Annotated in this window: 16 protein-coding genes and 1 other annotated feature; of the genes, 9 read left to right on the top strand and 7 right to left on the bottom strand. The window is 43.3% G+C overall.

From position 1 onward, the window contains the following. Positions 1 to 449 precede the first annotated feature (449 nt). From clpB to rluD, 3 genes are all read right to left on the bottom strand, one after another. Complete coding sequence (gene clpB / locus H5300_RS17235; protein WP_017077748.1) at positions 450 to 3,023, bottom strand: ATP-dependent chaperone ClpB; 2,574 nt, start codon at positions 3,021 to 3,023, stop codon at positions 450 to 452. Positions 3,024 to 3,165: 142 nt separating this feature from the next. Next, positions 3,166 to 3,900, bottom strand: a complete 735-nt coding sequence (gene pgeF / locus H5300_RS17240) for a peptidoglycan editing factor PgeF (protein ID WP_102548801.1) — start codon at positions 3,898 to 3,900, stop codon at positions 3,166 to 3,168. 8 nt (positions 3,901 to 3,908) lie between these two features. Continuing rightward, positions 3,909 to 4,883, bottom strand: coding sequence for a 23S rRNA pseudouridine(1911/1915/1917) synthase RluD (gene rluD, locus H5300_RS17245; RefSeq protein ID WP_054548366.1), 975 nt, complete (start codon positions 4,881 to 4,883; stop codon positions 3,909 to 3,911). A 137-nt stretch (positions 4,884 to 5,020) separates the two neighbouring features. Between rluD and H5300_RS17250 the strand changes: the two genes are divergently transcribed. From H5300_RS17250 to yjjX, 6 genes are all read left to right on the top strand, one after another. After that, the gene (locus H5300_RS17250; protein WP_004735032.1) at positions 5,021 to 5,749 is read left to right on the top strand and encodes an outer membrane protein assembly factor BamD; all 729 of its coding nucleotides are present in this window, start codon (positions 5,021 to 5,023) and stop codon (positions 5,747 to 5,749) included. Between the two features lie 137 nt (positions 5,750 to 5,886). Next, positions 5,887 to 7,311: a lytic transglycosylase F gene (locus tag H5300_RS17255; protein WP_310736160.1), complete on the top strand. Its 1,425-nt coding sequence runs from the start codon at positions 5,887 to 5,889 to the stop codon at positions 7,309 to 7,311. A 423-nt stretch (positions 7,312 to 7,734) separates the two neighbouring features. Continuing rightward, positions 7,735 to 8,070 carry a ribosome hibernation-promoting factor, HPF/YfiA family gene (hpf, locus tag H5300_RS17260; protein WP_004735034.1) on the top strand — a complete coding sequence of 112 codons (336 nt, stop codon included), beginning with the start codon at positions 7,735 to 7,737 and terminating at the stop codon, positions 8,068 to 8,070. A gap of 110 nt (positions 8,071 to 8,180) precedes the next feature. Next, positions 8,181 to 8,302, top strand: a sequence feature (Phe leader region). Between the two features lie 12 nt (positions 8,303 to 8,314). Continuing rightward, on the top strand, positions 8,315 to 9,490 hold the full coding sequence (gene pheA, locus H5300_RS17265) for a prephenate dehydratase (RefSeq protein WP_004735035.1): 1,176 nt from the start codon (positions 8,315 to 8,317) through the stop codon (positions 9,488 to 9,490). Positions 9,491 to 9,943: 453 nt separating this feature from the next. Next, positions 9,944 to 12,322 carry a bifunctional diguanylate cyclase/phosphodiesterase gene (locus H5300_RS17270; RefSeq protein ID WP_182796497.1) on the top strand — a complete coding sequence of 793 codons (2,379 nt, stop codon included), beginning with the start codon at positions 9,944 to 9,946 and terminating at the stop codon, positions 12,320 to 12,322. After that, a complete protein-coding gene (gene yjjX / locus H5300_RS17275; RefSeq protein WP_004735037.1) occupies positions 12,285 to 12,806 on the top strand; it encodes an inosine/xanthosine triphosphatase in 522 nt (173 codons plus the stop codon). Before H5300_RS17270 ends, yjjX begins: the two co-directional genes overlap by 38 nt. Positions 12,807 to 12,929: 123 nt before the next feature. On the opposite strand, the gene trpR is transcribed toward yjjX, so the two are convergent. Beyond that, complete coding sequence (gene trpR / locus H5300_RS17280; protein ID WP_017084809.1) at positions 12,930 to 13,223, bottom strand: trp operon repressor; 294 nt, start codon at positions 13,221 to 13,223, stop codon at positions 12,930 to 12,932. A 172-nt stretch (positions 13,224 to 13,395) separates the two neighbouring features. Continuing rightward, the gene (locus H5300_RS17285; RefSeq protein ID WP_017084808.1) at positions 13,396 to 15,345 is read right to left on the bottom strand and encodes a transglycosylase SLT domain-containing protein; all 1,950 of its coding nucleotides are present in this window, start codon (positions 15,343 to 15,345) and stop codon (positions 13,396 to 13,398) included. A gap of 264 nt (positions 15,346 to 15,609) precedes the next feature. Between H5300_RS17285 and ettA the strand changes: the two genes are divergently transcribed. The 3 genes from ettA to H5300_RS17300 all read left to right on the top strand — a co-directional run bounded on the left by ettA (position 15,610) and on the right by H5300_RS17300 (position 18,795). Beyond that, positions 15,610 to 17,277, top strand: coding sequence for an energy-dependent translational throttle protein EttA (gene ettA / locus H5300_RS17290; RefSeq protein ID WP_004735040.1), 1,668 nt, complete (start codon positions 15,610 to 15,612; stop codon positions 17,275 to 17,277). Between the two features lie 90 nt (positions 17,278 to 17,367). Beyond that, positions 17,368 to 17,736, top strand: coding sequence for a PilZ domain-containing protein (locus H5300_RS17295; protein ID WP_102536945.1), 369 nt, complete (start codon positions 17,368 to 17,370; stop codon positions 17,734 to 17,736). Between the two features lie 48 nt (positions 17,737 to 17,784). Continuing rightward, positions 17,785 to 18,795 (top strand): M23 family metallopeptidase, encoded by a 1,011-nt coding sequence (locus H5300_RS17300; RefSeq protein WP_182796498.1) that lies wholly within the window; start codon positions 17,785 to 17,787, stop codon positions 18,793 to 18,795. Between the two features lie 161 nt (positions 18,796 to 18,956). Here H5300_RS17300 and tyrA read toward each other — a convergent pair whose 3' ends face one another. Both tyrA and H5300_RS17310 read right to left on the bottom strand, forming a co-directional pair. After that, positions 18,957 to 20,084: a bifunctional chorismate mutase/prephenate dehydrogenase gene (tyrA, locus tag H5300_RS17305; protein ID WP_065606793.1), complete on the bottom strand. Its 1,128-nt coding sequence runs from the start codon at positions 20,082 to 20,084 to the stop codon at positions 18,957 to 18,959. Positions 20,085 to 20,201: 117 nt separating this feature from the next. Next, positions 20,202 to 21,275, bottom strand: a complete 1,074-nt coding sequence (locus H5300_RS17310) for a 3-deoxy-7-phosphoheptulonate synthase (RefSeq protein ID WP_017077736.1) — start codon at positions 21,273 to 21,275, stop codon at positions 20,202 to 20,204. Positions 21,276 to 21,293 lie beyond the last annotated feature (18 nt).

Raw genomic sequence — 21,293 nt, forward strand, 5'->3', positions numbered from 1 at the left:
TTCATTGAAATCAAGTTTGTTACCGAAGTAACTGTCATTACGCTCTTTCGAAAAAGAACCAATAACGTTTTGATATTCATCAACGAGTGCCCACACAGATTGATAGGTTTAAATTGTTAAAGAGCTTTACTTATTGGGCCTTCCTTTTAGTAAGGAGCCTCTCTAAGTGGACGGCCATTCTAGCGAATTGGGTTCCAGTGTCAAACACTTTTTCCAGCTAATTTTTCAAAGCATCTTAAATGCTTAATGTCGTCTCGTTACTTAGTTCAAACCGCTTAGTTATCCCTGGCAACGGAGGCGCATTATAGAGAGAGTCCCCCTTTGCACAAGGCCAAAAACGAAAAAAGACCGCAACAAGCGATCGTTCGGACACTATTCACACAAAGCGTTCAAAATAGGTACGATTACGTCTTAATTTCGACTAATCGTACCTATCGTTCTTACCTTGATTATTGGTGAGCAATAATTCGGTCGTTATTCACTAATAGCTGCACTTTCTTATCCGGATTGATTTTCCCTGCAAGTATCGCTTTCGCTAATGGGTTCTCAACACTCTGCTGAATTGCTCTTTTAAGGGGCCTCGCACCATAGACAGGATCAAAACCGACTTGAGAGATCAACTTCAGTGCTTTGTCCGAAACTTCAAGCTCATAGCCATTGTCTTCCATTCGTTTCTTCAAATGCTCAAGCTGAATAGCGGCTATTGACTCGATGTGAGCTTGGCCTAATGGATGGAACACGACACTTTCATCAACACGGTTCAAAAACTCAGGGCGGAAATGCTTACCTACCACTTCCATCACCTCATTCTTTATTCCTTGGTAATCGAGCGTATTGAAGTTTTCTTGAATTCTCGAAGAGCCAAGATTAGATGTCATGATCACTACGGTATTTCTGAAATCGACCGTGCGACCTTGTCCATCGGTTAATCGTCCATCATCTAAAACCTGCAATAGAATATTGAAAACATCAGGGTGCGCTTTCTCTACCTCATCAAGCAGAATCACAGAATAAGGTTTTCGACGAACAGCTTCAGTTAAGTAACCACCTTCTTCATACCCAACGTAACCTGGAGGAGCACCAACCAAACGAGCCACTGAGTGTTTCTCCATAAACTCAGACATATCGATACGAACCATGGCATCGTCACTATCAAACATGAAGTTAGCCAGTGTTTTACACAGTTCGGTTTTACCTACGCCCGTTGGACCAAGAAATAAGAAAGAACCAATCGGCTTATTTGGATCTGATAAACCAGCACGACTACGACGAATCGCATTCGATACCACTTCTACCGCTTCGGCTTGCCCAATAACCCGCTTATGCAGAACACCTTCCATTTTCAGAAGCTTCTCTTTTTCTGCCTCTAGCATTTTAGAAACCGGAATGCCGGTTTGCTTTGAAAGAACATCGGCAATTTCAGCGTCAGTTACCTTATTACGTAATAAGGTCATTTCTTGCATTTCAGCTTGAGTCGCGAGGTCTAACTGCTTCTCCAACTCTGGGATTCGACCATATTGCAATTCAGACATTCGGTTAAGATCGCCAGCACGCCTTGCAAAGTCCATATCCATACGAGCTTGTTCTAACTCTGATTTGATATGTTGCGTCCCGGAAAGCGCCGCTTTTTCAGCGTTCCAAACTTCTTCAAGCTCAGCAAAATCCCGCTCCTTCTCAGAAAGTTCGCTTTGTAGCGTGCGCAGGCGCTTTTCACTGGCCTCATCATTTTCATTCGTCAGAGCTTGCTGTTCAATCTTCAACTGAATGATTTTGCGTTCTAACTTATCCAATGACTCGGGCTTTGAATCTATCTGCATGCGAATGCTCGAAGCCGCTTCATCAATGAGATCAATCGCCTTATCCGGTAGCTGACGATCTGAAACGTATCGGTGAGATAGCGTTGCCGCCGCTACGATAGCAGGATCGGTAATTTCTACATGATGGTGAAGTTCATAGCGCTCTTTCAAACCACGAAGAATCGCAACTGTGTCTTCAACGGTTGGCTCATCGACTATCACTTTTTGGAATCGACGCTCTAATGCAGGATCTTTCTCTATATACTGACGATGTTCATCGAGTGTCGTTGCGCCTACACAATGCAGCTCACCACGAGCCAATGCTGGTTTCAGCATATTACCGGCGTCCATAGAGCCTTCGCCTTTACCTGCTCCTACCATGGTGTGAATTTCATCGATGAAGAGAATAATGTTGCCCTCTTCTTTCGATAATTCGTTGAGAACCGATTTCAAGCGCTCTTCAAATTCACCACGATATTTAGCACCTGCAATCAAAGAGCCCATGTCTAATGAAAGAACTCGTCGCCCTCTCAAGCCTTCCGGTACTTCATTATTGATAATGCGCTGCGCCAAACCTTCAACGATTGCCGTTTTTCCGACACCAGGCTCACCAATAATAACGGGGTTATTCTTAGTACGGCGTTGAAGTACTTGGATAGTACGACGGATTTCATCGTCTCGACCAATCACAGGATCTAGCTTGCCTTGCTCCGCTCTTTCAGTCAGATCAATGGTGAACTTCTCTAATGCTTGGCGTCTGTCTTCGGCATTCGGGTCATCGACTTTTTGACCACCACGAACTTGCTCGATAGCTTGAGATAGTTTTTGCTCAGTAAGGCCTAGCTCTTTAAGTAAGTTTCCTAAAGGACCTTTGTCTTCAATTGCAGCGAGTAGGAATACTTCTGAAGATATGTAACTGTCTTGGCGCTTTTGCGCGACCTTGTCACATAGGTTGAACAACGTTCCCATGGCATTCGAAAGCTGAACATCACCACCGATACCACTTACTTTTGGCACTCGGTCTAATATTTCGCTCAATTTAGAACGCAATTGAACAACATCAATGTTCAGCATAGTAAGCAATGGACGAATCGCACTGCCATCTTGATTAAGCAAAGACACCATTAGGTGCACAGGTTCTATATATTGGTGATCACGACCTAATGCGAGCGACTGAGCATCAGATATCGCAATTTGGAATTTACTAGTGAACCGATCGAGACGCATGCCAACCTTCCTACTCTTAGATATGTTTATCTTATGGTTAGAAGATGGATACGGTAACGCGGATTTTCAAGGGATAAGAGTGAAGAATAGAGCTTATATGAAAATATAAATGAGCTGGATGAGTGGTTGTGCTAGCCAGAGATTACTCTAACCAAATAAATGTAGCCTGACGTCCAGTAATGCCATCACGGCGATAAGAATAGAAAGCATCTGAATCTGCGTATGTACATAGATTCGAGTCTGTCACTGAAGTCACGCCAACTTTCATTAATCGTTGAGTCGCGAGTTGAGACATGTTTGCCAGCCATTTGCCAGGTTCAGCTTTGGCTTGAAATGCTAATTTAGCTTGAGGGTCAAAACGAACAAAAGCTTCCAACACATCGTTGCCAACCTCAAATGCATCTTTGCCAATTGCAGGGCCAAGCCAAGCCATGATCTGATTATCTGAATCTAGATTTGAAAACTTTGCGACGGCATTTTCAAGAATGCCACCAGCAAGACCACGCCAACCCGCATGAACAGCCGCGACTTGAGTGCCTTTGGTATCAGTAAGAATTACTGGCAAGCAATCAGCCGTCATCGCTGAACACACAATACCCTTTGCAGAGGTAAATGCACCATCAGCATCAAGAACATTCGTCACCGGTTCTAAAACCGTAACGACATCCGTTGAGTGAGTTTGATTTAGCCATACTGGAGCTGTGGGCATCTTAGATTGTTGCTTTAGCCATATTCGATTGCTTTCAACAAGCGAAGTATCATCCCCAACGTGCATACCGAGGTTTAACCCTTGATAAGCACCTGTAGAACAACCATCGAAACGAGTCGAAGCAAATGCTTTCACGTTTTGAGGAGCGTTCCAGTCAGGGATGATCATTGACACGATTAAATGTCGTCTTCTATGTTTTCGCGAGCATCAACACGTAATGCTTCTGCCATCACAACCATGTCATTTGGAACAGGTGCGTGGAACTCAACTTCTTCACCAGTAATAGGGTGAACAAATTTAAGCATTACAGCATGCAGCGCTTGGCGATCAAAAGAACGAATCATTGTCGTCAGCTCTTCAGATGCACCTTTTGGAATACGTGCACGACCACCGTATGCAATATCACCTAACAGAGGATGCTGAAGGTATGACATGTGAACACGGATTTGGTGAGTACGACCTGTTTCTAGGCGTAGACGAATTCGAGTATGTTCGCGGAAATGCTCCGCAACACGGTAGTGAGTTACCGCAGGCTTACCTAATTCATTCACGTCCATTAAAGTACGTTTAGTTGCATGACGGCTAATGCCTTTCTCAACCACACCACCCGCGGTCATTTTGCCAATAGCAATTGCTTCATATTCACGAGTGATACGACGTTTAGCAAGTGCACGTACAAGGCGAGTTTGAGCTGGAACCGTCTTAGCCACAACCATAAGACCGGTTGTGTCTTTATCAAGACGGTGCACAATACCCGCACGAGGTACTTCTGCAATCTGAGGGTAATGGAAAAGCAATGCGTTTAGTATGGTTCCATCCGGCGTACCTGCGCCTGGGTGTACAACCAGATCACGAGGCTTATTGATAACCAATAAATCATCATCTTCATAGACAATGTTTAACGGAATATCTTGTGCTTCCCAGCGCTCTTCATCTGCAAGCTCCGCTTGTAAGATGATCGCTTCACCGCCCAAAACTATGGTGCGCGGTTTAGTGATAACTTCGCCATCCACTTGGATTTTGCCGTCAAGAAGCCACTCTTTAATACGAGAGCGAGAAAAATCGGTAAATAGTTCAGCGACAGCTTGGTCTAAACGTTGACCTAACTGGCTGCTTTTTACTGTGTCTGTTAATGTTATCTGCTGAGCCATATCGAACTTTTTTAAAAACCGTGAGACTAATACCCATTAGTATGGATAAAATAGAATAATTGCATCATTGTATCTGTTACTGGTTAGAAAGTAACGGAAGCTTACGAAATATTTAATTCAAGGAATCGACGCCTGACATGAAACACCTTACTTTATCGGGTCTATTAGCCGTATCACTCTTAGTTGGCTGTTCAAGTACTGAAGAAATAGTACCGGATGTACCACCATCGGTTCTTTACTCTGACGCTCAAGAGTCCCTACAGAGCGGTAGCTGGCTTTCTGCAATCGAAAAGCTAGAAGCCTTAGACTCTCGTTACCCATTCGGCGCCTATTCGGAACAAGTACAGCTAGATCTGATTTACGCGTACTACAAAAATGATGACTTGGCGTTAGGCCTTGCCACCATTTCTCGATTCCTACGCTTAAACCCGACTCATGAAAAACAAGACTGGGTGCTTTACATGCGCGGCCTAACGCACATGGCACAAGACCGTAACTTCATGCACGACATTTTTAATATCGACCGTAGTGACCGAGATCCAGAGCCAGTGAAACTCGCGTTTGCTGACTTCAAACGACTACTGGAACGCTTCCCTAGCAGCCCTTATGCGGAAGATGCGCAAAAACGCATGTTCGCACTTAAGAACCGCCTCGCAGAGTATGACTTAGCAACCGCTGATTTCTACCTACGCCGTGAAGCTTGGATTGCAGCTGTAAACCGAACACAAGAGCTGCAGAAGACTTACCCAGACACAATTGCTGCACGTAAGTCTTTGGATATTCAGTTAGAAGCTTATAAACAACTAGGTTTAGAAGACGCAGCTTCAAGAACAGAAAAATTGATTGAGTTAAACCCACTGCCTTAATCAACGTTGTCATATTCATTCGAAAACGCGCTAATTTATTAGCGCGTTTTTTTTGAACTTAATTTCGTAAACTTGATGAATCGCATAATACACGGTATCTTCAAAAGATAACTTTTAACAAAACATCAACATGGAGTGTGGATGTGAGTAGGTTGTTATTATTTATCTGGATATCGCTATTTAGCCAATTATCCTACGCATTAGAACTGTCCCCGTTAAGCAACGAGCCTTACATGGGTGACTTAGATGTGCTCAAAACCAAAGGAACGGTTAGAGTGCTCGTGTCTGCTGATCTTGGTTTTTATTATATCGAGGATGGCAAACCAAAAGGCATCGTGGCTGAAATGCTCTACCACTTTGAGAAGAGCCTTCGTAAGAAACACCCTTACCTTAATGTTCAAATTATCCCAGTGCAGCGAGATGATCTACTTCCCTCATTAGAATCTGGTTATGGCGACGTCGCTGTCGCGAACCTGACGATCACCGACAAGCGATTACGAATCATCGATTTTTCCGACCCAATGATTAAAAATGGAAAAGAACTGATTATCACAGGAAAGAACTCAGCCCCTATCACCGAAATCAAGCAACTGAGCGGTAAAGAGGTTTGGATTCGTGCAAGTTCGAGTTACTTCGAGAGTGTACAAAGAGTCAATAAAGAACTGAATGAATTAGACTTACCACCGCTGCATGTCCACTTTATTGAGGAGTCATTACAAGACTACGAGCTGATAGAGTTGGTCAACCAAGGCTATATACAAGGCACAATCCTAGATAGCCATAAAGCAAAGTTATGGACTGACGTAATGGAAAACATTCAGGTCCATCACGATTTACCCTTACGTGAAAATGGCCAAATAGCGTGGGCATTAAGAAAAAACAGCCCTCAACTAAAAAAAGAGATCAACAAATACGTCAAGACGGCACGAACAGGTACCCTACTTGGAAATGTTATCTATCAGAAATACATCGACAACACTCGCTGGTTAGGTAGAGCGCTCAACCCAAATAAAATAGACCGAGTGGCTAAGCTGTCAGATGTTTTTGAAAAGTATTCGAGTCAATACGAATTCGACCCTTTGATGATGTCTGCACAAGGTTTCCAAGAGTCTGGACTGGATCAAAGCCGGGTTTCTCACCGTGGAGCTATTGGTGTGATGCAGGTGTTGCCAAGTACCGCCAAAGACAAAAACGTCAACATCAAAAACATACATAAAGTGGATAACAACATCCATGCGGGTGTGAAATACATGCGTTTCATTAAGGACAGGTATTTTGACGACCCTGCCATTACGCCAGATAACCAAATCTACTTCACTTTGGCTTCTTACAACGCTGGTCCTGCTAAGATCAGAAAGATGAGGCGCATTGCCAAGCAGAAAGGTTACAACCCAAACATCTGGTTTAAAAACGTAGAAATCATCACTCGTAAATACGTGAGCAAAGAACCGGTGACCTATGTCGCCAACATCAACCGTTACTTTGTAATCTATAAGCAGTTACAAGCTATCAATGCTATCCGAGAGAACGGCACAGCGAGATTACTGAACACTAACGACTAGGATCGCATCAATCCCAGAACTGGAGAGCCAAAGGTATTAGGTAAAGCTAAAAACACAAAAGCCGCATAAGAAAACTTATGCGGCTTTTGTTTATCTAATTCTGAAGAAGCTTACGTAGCGATCTAGAACGCGAGACCTACATCACAAAACACTATTGAGTAAATTTCAATCAAACACTTTCAATAAGCTGTAAGACGCCCCTAAAAACTGGTTTAATTTTTAGCGAAGCCTTGCCTCCAAGTTATCTTTTTTCATAGAGATAACAAGCATTTTTCGCCAAAAAGATACTAAGACTTGCGTGAGATCACATTTGATTTTAATGCTTATCCCACCCAACCAAAACAAGATCTAGATCACATTCTTTATTCCTGAAAGTCGTAATCTGAAGTTAACCCATGAGGGATACAACAGAGGAAAACTTCTATGAAAATGAACATCACTGGTAAAAACATCGACATTACCTCTGCAATCCGTGATCACATAGAAAGCAAATTTAAAAAGCTGGATAAATGGCAAGTAGACATCATTGGCTGCCAAGCGAGCTTTAGCGAAGAACCAAACAAGAAGAAAAAATTTGAAGCGGTTCTAACCGTACCAAAAGGCCAACTTGTTGCTTCATCAATCCATGACGACCTCTACGTAGCTATCAACGAAGTAGAACAAAAACTAGAGCGTCAACTCAACAAGCTACGCCATAAACCTGAAGCGCGCCGCGCTGAAAAGCCTGAAATCGAAGAGCTAGAAGCTGAAGTAGAATAAGGAAAGAGAACAGATTAAAAAATAGCGCCTCAGGGCGCTATTTTTTTGCTTGACGCTCGTAGCTCGCTTGCTTATTGTGTTTAAACATTCATAAAACAATCACTTTTTATGCACACTCAATCTTTGTTTATTTTTGACTTCTTTTTTCTTCCGTAAATCGGAGGCTGAGTCGTTTTAGAAAAACAAGTCAAAAACGAACAAGAAGCCTCCCACACTAGGGAGGCTTTTTTATAAGGACACATTTATGACTGACCGCTCAATTTCACTGGATGATATCCGCCTTCGTCTTAATGATTTAGATGACGAACTGCTGAGTTTACTTTCCGAACGTCGCAAACTCAGTATCGAAGTTGCGAAAAGCAAGGTAGAAACATCAAAGCCCGTACGCGATGCCGTTCGTGAGCAGCAGCTTCTGGTTAAGCTGATCAACAACGGTAAAGATAAATATGAGCTTGATGCGCAGTACATTACTAAACTGTTTCACACCATCATCGAAGATTCCGTTTTACTACAGCAGTCATACTTACAAAACCTAGCGAACCCGCAAAGCCGTAAACCTCTGGCTCGCGTTGCATTCTTAGGTTCTAAGGGATCATATTCTCATCTTGCTAGCCGTGAATATTTCAGCCGTAAGAATATGGAATTGATAGAGCTTAACTGCAATCATTTCAAAGAAGTGGCATCGACGGTGGAATCTGGTCATGCAGATTACGGTGTGTTGCCGATTGAGAACACCAGCTCAGGTTCAATCAACGAGGTCTACGACCTACTGCAACACACAACGCTTTATATCGTAGGTGAACTGTCTCAACCAATCGAACACTGCTTGGTTGCGAAAAATGATATTCGTTTAGAAGACATCAAAACCCTCTATTCACACCCACAACCTCACCAACAGTGCAGTGAGTTTTTGAGTCGCCTTAAAGGTGTCAGCCTTGAGTCTTGCGCAAGTACAGCTGATGCAATGAAGAAGGTTAAAGATCTGGAGGGCGATGATGTGGCAGCAATTGGTAATGCATCGAGCGGCAAGCTTTATGGGCTTCAGCCAATCCAAGGAAATATTGCAAACCAAACTGAGAACCACACTCGCTTCATCGTTGTGGCACGTAAACCGGTAGAAGTATCAACTCAAATTCCAGCTAAAACGACACTGATCATGTCGACTTCTCAAGAGGCGGGTTCTTTGGTAGAAACTCTACTAATCCTACAACGCTTGGGTATCAACATGACTAAGCTGGAATCTCGTCCTATCATGGGCAACCCATGGGAAGAGATGTTCTACGTTGATTTAGAAGCACATTTGGATGCAGATAATATGCAGCAAGCGATAACAGAACTAACTGCCATTACTCGTCACCTTAAAGTGTTGGGTTGTTATCCAAGTGAGAACATCAAAGCGACGCAGGTTAAGTTGTCATAGTTTTTAATGAACATAAACTTTTAGCAAACATAAGCTCTTAACAAACATAAGTTTTCAGAGAATATAAGCTTTGGCGAACATAAGTTTTTGGCAAACATAAGCTTTTAACGAACAAACGTTTAAAGCTGGCATAAGTTTAAATCTGCTATAAGCATTTGGCCTACAGTAGGCCAAATGCTAAAACCTGCGGCTAATGGAATAACTCGTACTCAGGAATACTCACACTACGTATTCCTGAGACATGACTCGATTATTTCACTGGCTGTACATGCCTTCTAACCCACACCATTCAACACCTTCTTAACAAAAAACTCATTAGTGGCTTTTTTATCAATAAAGACAAAACCTTACCCCCTTCACAGGAAATCATCGAACTACGTGTAATTAATAGCGAGTAAGTATTAAGTAACATAAACTTACGCGCTTAAATTATAAATAGTGTTGTCATTAACTATGAAGCTAAGTACTAAAATCTTACTACTGATAACCCCTGTGATACTGATCAGTACCGCAGCTTCTAGCTATATTATTTATTCAACGCAGAAAAGCAGTTTTATCAAACGCGAAGACAACGCACTTCAGCTAAACATGGAAAAGTTGGCAGGATATTTTCGACAGTCTCGCTCGTTCCTAAATAGCTACTCTTACACCTTGACCCAAAGTGACATGGTGAAGCGTTACTTTCTCACTGAACAAAACCTATCTCGCGATCTTGAACTGGTTAGTAACCTTCGAGAAGCCATACACTTCTTGCAAGATGACGATGAAAGCTATACCGGGTTAGCGCTTCTCAATAGTCAGCGAAAATTGAGTTATTACGCTGATAATAACAGCGACTCACGCACTCAGATTGACAGCAAAATATTGGATTTTGTGGATCAGTACTATCAAGACACCTTAGCAGCATCAAGTACCAACTATATTCAAAACTCTCAAGGTGAAGGGATGTTGGTTCACTACGAGAAGGTAGACAAAAAAACGATTTTCCCAACCGCAAACAATCACCCCGACGATGTGTTCTTTGTTGTTGTGTCAGTCTCTCTCGATAAATTTAATGCGCTGAGAAAACAGATAGAGTTCGACTACCAAACCAGCTTATTCTTCACATCTATAGCGGTTTCTCTGGAAAATAATGTCACCCACTCAGTCAAGCTTGCACCAGAACTATACGCCACAGTTGACCCGGCGCCATTCCTATTGGAAAACAAGCTCGAATCAATTTGGAATAAGCTGAGTTTGTCCTTTGCACTATCCGCGTTTGTGACGGTTGCTCTGCTACTCATGCTTTTGTCTCGCAGTGTGATATCCCCGATAACACGACTCGACCGACAACTGCAGCAAGTCGAGAAAAAACAACGTAAGAACATCGAACGTTTAGGCACTCGTGATGAGCTTGGCCGCCTATCACAGCGTTTTTATGACATGTACCAAGAGTTAGATAACACCTACCAACAGACCAAGCTATTGGCCGAGAATGATCAATTAACCCAAATAGCCAATAGGCATCAATTTCAAACCTTCGTTCAGCAATCATTACCCAAGCCTAGCTCGAATACCGAAACCTGGGTTCTCTACTTTGACCTAGATAACTTTAAGTTTGTGAATGACAAATATGGACATCAAATCGGCGATTCCATTCTGGTCAGTTTTGCTCAGCGTATTTCCGATATTTGTAGCCACTATAAAACAGAATTTGACGCTCATTGTATGCCAGCCCGACTTTCTGGAGACGAGTTCGTTGTGTACATTAACGCCCCTACTCGCCAAGGGAATATCGCGCATAGATTCTCTGAGAGCTTACTGACGCCACTACAAAAAGGTTTTATCACAGAATCAGGGAGCTTTCCGATCACGGTCAGTATTGGTATTGCGACCTACCCCAACGATGGCCACTCCATCGAAAAGCTACTGTCGAACGCTGATACCGCGATGTACCAAGCCAAACGCGCAGGTAAAAACCAATTTGCTGACTATTCACGAGATTTAGACAAAGCGATTCAACGCCAAGCAAACATTGAACGCGCACTCAGAGACAAGAACTTTGATGATGAATTTAGACTCGTTTATATGCCGTACATGGATTCAACAGGAACCCATGTTATTGGTGTTGAGGTGTTATTACGTTGGAATTCGGAGCAACTAGGCTTGGTTCCACCTGATGAATTCATTCCAATTGCCGAGCAAACAGGATTATTCGATCAGGTTGATCAGTGGGTCATTCAGAATGCATTTGCTTCTTTTCATCGACTTCAGTCTCAATTTGATCACTCAATTCAGTTATCGGTTAACTTATCTTCTGCTGGGATTGAAACGACTGATCTTGCTGACTTCATCAAAGAGCACGCCGATTTAAATCGAATTCCGCCAAGTTTGATTGATTTTGAAATTACCGAAACCTTTTACTCAAACTCTGAAGGTTTTCCGCTGCTTAACGAACTCTCTGATATGGGCTATCGATTAGCCATTGATGACTTTGGATCTGGCTACACCTCCATCACTCAACTGGTGCAGTATCCAACTCAAAAAATTAAGCTCGATAAAGCCTTTTTAGACACCTTAATTGAGACCGATAATCAGAACATAGTGAAACCGGTTATCGGGTTATGTCATGCTCAGGGTAAGAAGGTCACAGCCGAGGGCATCGAAACTGAAAGCATGCATCGGTGGTTGCAAGAAGCACAGTGCGATATGCTGCAAGGCTATTACTTCGGTAAACCTATGCCATTAGAAGAACTGAGTGATTGGTACCGACAGCATCAACTCAATTTAATCGATAACAAAAAGAATCCAATACATGAAATCTGTAATCATCGCATCGCTGAACCCAGCTAAAATTAACGCCGTTAAAAGTGCATTCTTATCTGCTTTTCCTGATACTGAATTTGATTTCAAAGGCATCAGCGTTCCTAGCGGTGTCGCCGATCAACCGATGAGCAACGACGAGACCTATCAAGGTGCGGTAAATCGCGTTCACAACGCAACTCAAGCTCAACCTGATGCGGATTTTTATGTTGGATTAGAGTCTGGAATAGAAGGAAAGGTTACATTTGCTTGGATGGTCGTTGAAGCAAACGGTCAGCGCGGAGAATCTCGCTCAGCAAGCTTGATGCTGCCACCCGTTGTGCTTGATAAACTCCAGCATGCGAATGAGCTAGGTGATGTGATGGATGAAGTCTTCGGCACCGACAACATAAAACAAAAAGGCGGTGCGATTGGCTTATTGACACATAACCAACTATCTCGCAGTTCTGTATATAGCCAAGCTTTAATCCTAGCGCTGATCCCATTTGTTAACCCTAAGCACTTCCCTGCTTAGTCTTGTTTAAGAAACACGATATTTCGCCTCTCTAGAGGTAATATCATTGAGCGGGATAAAAACAAAAAACGCTAACCTATGGTTAGCGTTTTTATCAAGTTCTTAGGCTTACTGTTTAAATGCTTACTTAAGTAACAGCTCTGCAATTGCCGCTTTCTCTTGCTCAGATTTAGCCTTTAGCTCATTAGAGCCTCGCGTGATCGTAGCCACACCCACACCTAACATTTGGCTCACCTGTCTTTGTGACATGTCCCCTTTCATGAGTTCACAAAGAATATTCACTCGAGCGACCAAAGCATCTCGCTCATCAGGTGTCATCATCATGGTCAACAACAGTTCATGCTGATCTTTCTCAGCCGCTGTTTTTACCAAATCCATTAGTTGTTGCCAATTCTCATATTCAGGTTGTGATGCCATATCTCTACACTTACTTTTAAATTTTGGCTTGAAGTAGCCGCTTAATGATTGAAAGCGTTTAACACTTTATACCGAAACACTTGCTTTGATCCAATGTAAAAAGGCAGCAAGTGGAACTGGTTCGCACTCACTGCCTTTAATATGACTCAGTTTCGGAGAAAGTACCGAACCCCTAGTATTTCGTTTCGGCCTCATGGGGCGCTAAAAACATCCCTTTCTCGCCCAAGATATCTCGATAGTAAGTCTCAAACATCAAGATATTCTGAACGTAGCCACGAGTCTCTTTGAATGGAATCATTTCGATAAAAGCAAATGCATCGAGCTTTTCATCGCTGCGTGAACGCCATTGTTTCACACGACTCGGGCCTGCATTATAAGCAGCAAATGCAAAAATACGGTTGTTATCATATTGAGCTAATAGGCCATCTAGATAGTGGCTACCAATCTCAATGTTCTTGCCGACATCATAAAGATCATCGCTGCCCTGATATTTAATCTTATGTTTGTTCGCCGTATATTGCGCCGTCTTTGGCATAATTTGCATGATGCCACGCGCGCCAACTGGAGAGCGAGCTTCTGAATCCATCGCACTCTCTTGTCTCGCTAAAGACATTAAGGTGATTGGGTTAATATCGTGCTTTTCGGCGTAGAAGTTAAACCACCACTTATGAGCAACAGGGAAGCGTAGGTCTATGTTGTCCCACATCTTCGCAGAGATGCTCGCTGTCACTGTAAAGTGGTTCCAACGCTGCGTCGCAGCATGAGCTGCGAGCATTGATTTCTGATCTTTATCAGCATTGGTTAACAACCAACGCCACTCACTCTTCGCTGCCGCAATTTTATCTCGGTCAATCAGCTCGCCGATTCGAACCAAAGAAGTCTCAAATGGCTTTACTGTTTCAGCGTTGTATTTGAGTGTCGATGTTGGGTACTGAACTGGCTTACCTAACTGCTTAGCCGCAGCCACACTGTAGAAATTACGCTGGCCCAAGATATCTGACAGTCGTTTGTTACCCTTAGCAGTATCACCGAGTGCTATCTCTGCCCTACCTTGCCAATACTGCCAGCGAAGCGAAGCCTGATGCTTATCATCTAAGCGCGCAATCCACTCTTTCAAGCCAGTCCAATCGGCATGCTGAATCGCTAAGCGAGCACGTCTTTCCAACAAGACTTGCTTTGATGAACTCGCGAGCATTTTGTCTCGCCACGCCATCAACTCTTCAGAGTCGGTATTGATCAAGCGGAACGTTAAGTAATCCGTTAGCTCTTGGGATTTTTCTTTCGAAAACTTTTGAGCTTTCACAACATCATCAAAAACCTCTTGAGCGCTGCTTGCTGATTTCCTTGCGAGCTTCTCGAAACCAAATTCGGTTTGAGCTTGGTAGAATTCATTCGCTGGGTGCTTCTTAGCAAACGCTAGTACATTTTCAGGCTTGTTGTACAACGCCTTCATCTGCTTAGCTTGAGCAATTGACTCATCATGCTCCAATTGCTTGATCAGATAGGTCATTAACTTGCCGTTTCGTTTATCAAACGCCAATAGCATTCGCTGTAATATCAGCTCATCCGTTCTTAAATCCGCTTCATCCCAACTTTCGAAGAGCGGATCACAGCTATCATCGACACCACTGCCACTCAACCAAAGCTGCTTCGCACCCTTAAAGGCGAGCTCTTTGTTTCCTTGCTCATAATTCGCACGGTAGTAGATACATTGATATTTTTCACCAACAGGCTCTTTGGTTTGAAACTCAAGGATCGTCTTCCACTGTTTTTGAGCCGCCAATAAATCTAAATAAGGCGCACGCATACGATTCGAAAATGGTAGGGCTTTATTCTCTTCAATAAAGGCATCCACTTCAGCAGGTGTGCGATCACCTAAGCCTAATAAGAAGGCGCGATAATCAGTGTAAGGCGTTAACGGATATGTTTGAATTTTGTTACGTAGCGCAGAGTAAGCTTCTAGATCACGGTTGTCTAAAACCTCTTGCGCTCTGTCATAAACATCACGCTGCATTTCAAGCTCGGAGGCATTGCTAGCCATAGCCATCGGAGCCAGTGAAAATGAAGACAAAATTGCCGATGCAGCCACAGCAATTTTCGTATTACCAATGCGGAAAAACATTCGCTCTTTCCTTAGTGCGTGTATGAATACGTGAAGTCTATTTACGCCCGACATCACATCAAATGTAAAGAGATTGAGTGTAAATATTATTAATATTTAACACTTCGCCTCAGAAGCTTATTAAATATAGTTTTAATGACCAATGTGACAATAATAGGTAAGGATTAGTTCAAGAATGGCTTTTCTGTCCTAGGAGTAACATCTTTGGGGATATTGGTATAAAATAGACGACAATTTTGAACAATAAATTAGGATCGATCGGCAATGGCTGAATACGTATATACCATGTCTCGGGTGAGCAAAACTGTTCCACCTAAGCGTCAAATTCTTAAAGACATTTCTCTTAGCTTTTTTCCTGGCGCTAAAATCGGTGTTTTGGGTCTAAATGGTTCAGGTAAATCTACCCTACTACGTATCATGGCTGGTATTGATACTGATATTGATGGTGAAGCTCGTGCACAACAAGGTCTTAAAGTCGGTTACCTACCGCAAGAGCCTGTACTAGACGAATCAAAAACAGTGCGTGAAATCGTAGAAGAAGCGGTTTCTGATGTTGCAGACGCACTTAAGCGTATCGATGCAGTATATGCAGCTTACGCTGAACCAGATGCAGATTTTGACGCTCTTGCTAAAGAACAAGGCGAGCTTGAAGCTCTGATCCAAGCGAAAGACGGCCACAACCTAGAGACAGCTCTAGAGCGCGCAGCTGACGCACTTCGTCTTCCTGAGTGGGATGCGAAAATCGAACTCCTATCCGGTGGTGAACGTCGTCGTGTTGCGATCTGTCGTCTACTTCTAGAGAAGCCAGACATGCTGCTTCTTGATGAACCAACTAACCACTTGGATGCAGAATCAGTCGCTTGGCTTGAGCATTTCCTTGTTGATTACAGCGGTACTGTTGTGGCAATTACCCACGACCGTTACTTCCTAGATAACGCTGCTGGCTGGATTCTTGAGCTTGACCGTGGTGAAGGTATCCCATGGGAAGGTAACTACACATCTTGGCTAGAACAGAAAGATGAGCGTCTGAAACAAGAAAAATCAGGCGAAAGCGCACGTCAAAAGACGATTGAGAAAGAACTTGAGTGGGTTCGTCAGAATCCTAAAGGCCGTCAGGCTAAGTCTAAAGCTCGTATGGCTCGTTTTGAAGAACTGACGACTGGCCAATACCAGAAGCGTAACGAAACCAACGAACTGTTCATCCCGCCGGGTGAGCGTTTAGGTGACAAGGTACTTGAAGTTAAGAACCTAACGAAGTCATTTGGTGATCGCGTTCTTATCGACGACCTATCATTCAGCATGCCTAAAGGCGCTATTGTGGGTATCGTAGGTGCCAACGGTGCAGGTAAATCAACACTATTCAAGATGCTAAGCGGCGCAGAACAGCCAGATTCAGGTTCAGTTGAATTAGGCGAAACGGTTAAGCTTGCTTCTGTTGATCAGTTCCGTGACAGCATGGACGACACCAAAACAGTATTCCAAGAGATCTCTGAAGGCGCTGATATCATTAAGATCAACAACTTCGAAATCCCTGCACGTGCTTACTGTTCTCGTTTCAACTTCAAAGGCAACGACCAACAGAAAATCATCGGTCAGCTTTCTGGTGGTGAACGTAACCGTGTTCACCTTGCTAAACTGCTGAAAGCGGGCGGCAACGTACTGCTACTCGATGAACCAACCAATGACCTTGATGTCGAAACTCTACGTGCACTTGAAGAAGCGCTGCTTGAGTTCCCTGGCTGTGCAATGGTTATCTCGCATGACCGTTGGTTCCTTGACCGTATTGCGACCCATATCTTAGACTACCGTGATGAAGGTCAAGTTAACTTCTACGAAGGTAACTATACTGAATACACAGAGTGGCTGAAAAAGACTCTGGGCGCACAAGCGGCTGAACCGCACCGTATCAAGTACAAGCGTATTGCTAAGTAAATTAGCTTGTATTTTGAACAAAGGCCGCGATAATAGCGGCCTTTGATATATCTAGCTTACTATTTACCTATTGATATAGAGAAATTACCTATGCTTGAAAGACGTCAATTTTCACGAGTTATTTATCAAGTCCCGACTGAGATCTCACAAGGACGAGTAAATGTATCAGGCTCGGTGCAAGACTTATCTCTTCATGGTTTACTCATTCAGTGTGATAAATGGCAGCAACTCAGCCACGATGCTCCTGTTCAAGTCAGCTTTAAGCTCGCCAACAGTGATATCAATATTCAGTTAGAAGCAACGATAGTCTCTACCATCAATACCTCAATGCGTTTACGCATAGAGCATTTAGATATTGATAGTATTAGCCACCTTAAGCGCCTTGTTGAGCTTAATGTCGGCGACGATGAACTGCTTTACAGAGAGATTGAACACCTTACCGATTTGGGTAAGGAATAATATCTCCATTATCTTTTTCTATTAGAAGCATTTAGTTAATACAGAACCATGTCTAAAAAAATTTCCATTACTATTCCCTCTAACCAAGGGGAACAGACGTTTTACTTCGGCCGAAAAGCCGTGCTCATGTGCACCACTGCCATTTTTTCAGTGCCACTGTTAATTGGCGGATCTGCATACATGCACTTCGAAGGTAAACAAGAGCTCGCGATGCAAGCAGGCGATGCACAACAGTTGATTGAAACGCTGATTGTTGAAAAAGAGCAAACCGAGTTTCTTTACGCTGAGCAGGTAGAAACCAATCACTCGTTATCGCAAACACTGACAGAAAAAGAAGGCACCATTCAACTGCTTGGTAAGCGTGTATTTGATGTGGAATCCGTGCTGGGTCTTGCTGATGAAGAACTGCTTACCGATGATGTCTCTTTAGAAGATCGCATTGATGCGGCTGCGGTAGATTCAGCAGTAAGAGCCACGATGTTTCGCTTGATTCCAAACGACAGTCCGATGGCTTATCAACGTATATCTTCTTCTTATGGTAGCCGCACTAACCCTATTTCAGGTAAACGCCATGTACACACTGGTATCGACCTGACGTGTAAGCGTGGTGAAGATATTGTAGCGCCCGCAGATGGAGTTATTGAAACGGTACGCCCAAGTAAAAAAGGCTTCGGTAACTTTATTACTATGCGTCACTCGTTCGGCTTCATGAGTTCTTACGCGCACCTACAAAAATTCAAAGTTCGCAGCGGTCAGTTTGTGAGTAAAGGTGATGTGATTGCGAGCTGTGGTAATTCAGGTAACTCAACCGGCCCACACTTGCATTATGAAGTACGCTTCCTTGGTCGTTCACTGAACCCTCAATACTTGATGGATTGGACACCGGAGAACTTCAACTACGTGTTCGAAAAAGAGAAAAAGGTTAAGTGGGGCCCACTGGTTCAACTGATTGATAATGTGGTTCGCTTGCAGATCAACCTGACTAACGTGCCTTACATTAGCTCGACCATCGACACGGTATCGAGTGAAGAGAGCAAAAAACCTATCACAACTAACTAGTTGTTAATGGCTAACTAGTTGTTAATAGATAAGACCTGTTGGTTTGGCCTATGATGATCTAATTGCTATTAGCCTACTGTAGGCCAAATGCTTTCATAGCGTTCAGCACAAACAAAAAGAGCGACCAGATGGTCGCTCTTTTTTATGATTTCAAATAGTGATTAGCCACGATGAATCGAGTCATGCGCTTGCTTTAAAAGATTTTGGCTCTCTTGCAAGAACTGCTGCGAGTAGTCGCCAAACCAATCACTGACTTGATTAAAGCTATCAACGAATTTTGCTTTATCTTTCCCATCCAAGATTTCTAATGCTTCACCGAAACGACTATGGAAACGTCGAATCATCTCAATGTTCTCATCTGAAGAAAGAATGATATCACCGTATAAGTTCGGGTCTTGAGCAAACAGACGACCAACCATCGCAATCTCAAGTCGGTAGATTGGCGAGCTTAGCTTCAGAAGCTGATCAATGTTCGGGTTCTCTTTACTTAGGTGCAAGCCGTAAGCAAAAGAAGTGAAGTGGCGTAGTGCTTGAATCAGAGTCATGCCATGGTCGTGTTCAGCAGCATCCATCTGGCAAAGGCTCGCGCCCCAAATAGCAAATTGATTCAGTAACCATTGGTAGCTTTCAGAGCCACGCCCATCGCTGTAAACAATCACTTGTTTCGCAAGGCTTGGAACATCAGGGCCAAACATTGGGTGTAACCCAACCACTGGGCCTTGGTGCATGTTCATCATTGCTTGTAGAGGCTTTGATTTAATCGACGTCAGATCACACAGAATACAATCGCTTGGTAGGTTACCCAGCTTCGCAATCACACCTTCTGTCAGGTGAATTGGAACCGTTACAACTACAAGGCCAGCATTATCTAAAATCTCGTCGGCTCTATCCCAATCTTGGCTGCCAAGGATTTTCACTTCGTAACCAGAAAGCTTGAACATACGGCCAAACAGACCACCAAGTTGACCATTACCACCAACGATAACCACTGAACGTAACTCTGGGTTAAGGCACTTAAAACCAGAATCTTTTTCACTGGCATAAGACTCACGCATCGTACGACGCAAAATATCTTCGATTAACTGCGGTGGAACCCCTATTTTCTCGGCTTCTTGACGACGAGACGCCAGCATCGCAGCTTCGCGCTCTGGTACATAAATAGGTAAACCATGTTCACTTTTTACTTCTCCGACTTTCTCTACTAGAGCTAGTCGTTGAGCGAGTAAATCCAACATTTGTTTATCGACAGCATCGATTTGGTCGCGTAATTCGTTCAGTTCAACGGCCATTTTATTCCTTACTAATCTATAAGCCCGTACTAATCTAAAAGCCTGCACTGATGCAAGTTCGTTAGCAACAGATCTTAAAATGCCCCATTAGATGAGGCACTTAAATTTAAACTCTGACTAACCTTTCAGGCGGTTCTCTAAAAACGGGACTAACTCCGTATGTGCATGTTTCAATAGTGCCTCAGTTGACTCCCAATTGATACACGCGTCGGTAATAGAAACGCCGTATTTCATCTCATTTAGAGGAATATCTGACGGCTGATTACCTTCGTTAATGTGGCTCTCAATCATCAGGCCAATAATCGATTTATTGCCTTCACGCACTTGGTGGATAACGTCTTCAGCAACCAACGGTTGGCGGCGGAAATCTTTACGAGAGTTCGCATGGCTGCAATCAACCATCAACGCAGCTTCTAAACCAGATTTGCCCAATTCTTGTTCACATTCATGTACTGATACTGAATCGTAATTCGTTTGCTTACCGCCACGTAAAATAACGTGACCGTTTGGGTTACCCTGAGTCGTTAGCAGTGCAACCTCACCTTCACGGCTGATACCCATGAAACGGTGACTAGAAGAAGCAGCCTGCATCGCATTAATTGCAGTACCTAAGTTACCGTCAGTACCGTTCTTAAAGCCGATTGGCATTGAAAGGCCACTTGCCATTTCACGGTGAGTTTGAGATTCAGTCGTACGTGCGCCAATCGCAGCCCAGCTGAATGTATCTGCTAGGTATTGTGGGCTGATTGGGTCTAGCGCTTCGGTCGCTAGTGGGATTTCCATCTCAGCTAACTCAACTAAAAGCTCACGACCAACATGCAGACCATGCTCAATATCGAACGTACCATCTAGATGTGGGTCATTGATCAAGCCTTTCCAACCAACAGTGGTACGAGGCTTCTCAAAGTAAACACGCATTACAATATACAGTTGGTCGCTAAGCTGCTCAGATAAATCTTTTAAGCGTTTCGCGTACTCTTTTGCAGCTTCAATATCATGGATAGAACATGGGCCACATACTACAAGCATGCGATGATCTTTCTTATGAATGATATTTGCTATAGTTTCACGAGACTCTTGAATGAAACGACGAGCATTATCACTCAAAGGCAGTTTTGCTTTTAACTCCTCTGGAGTAATCAGTACCTGTTCGTCGATGATATTGACATTGCTTAATTCACTTTTCTGCATAACTCAACCTGTATATTT

The organism is Vibrio sp. SG41-7, assembly GCF_014164465.1.
Lineage (GTDB): Bacteria > Pseudomonadota > Gammaproteobacteria > Enterobacterales > Vibrionaceae > Vibrio > Vibrio splendidus.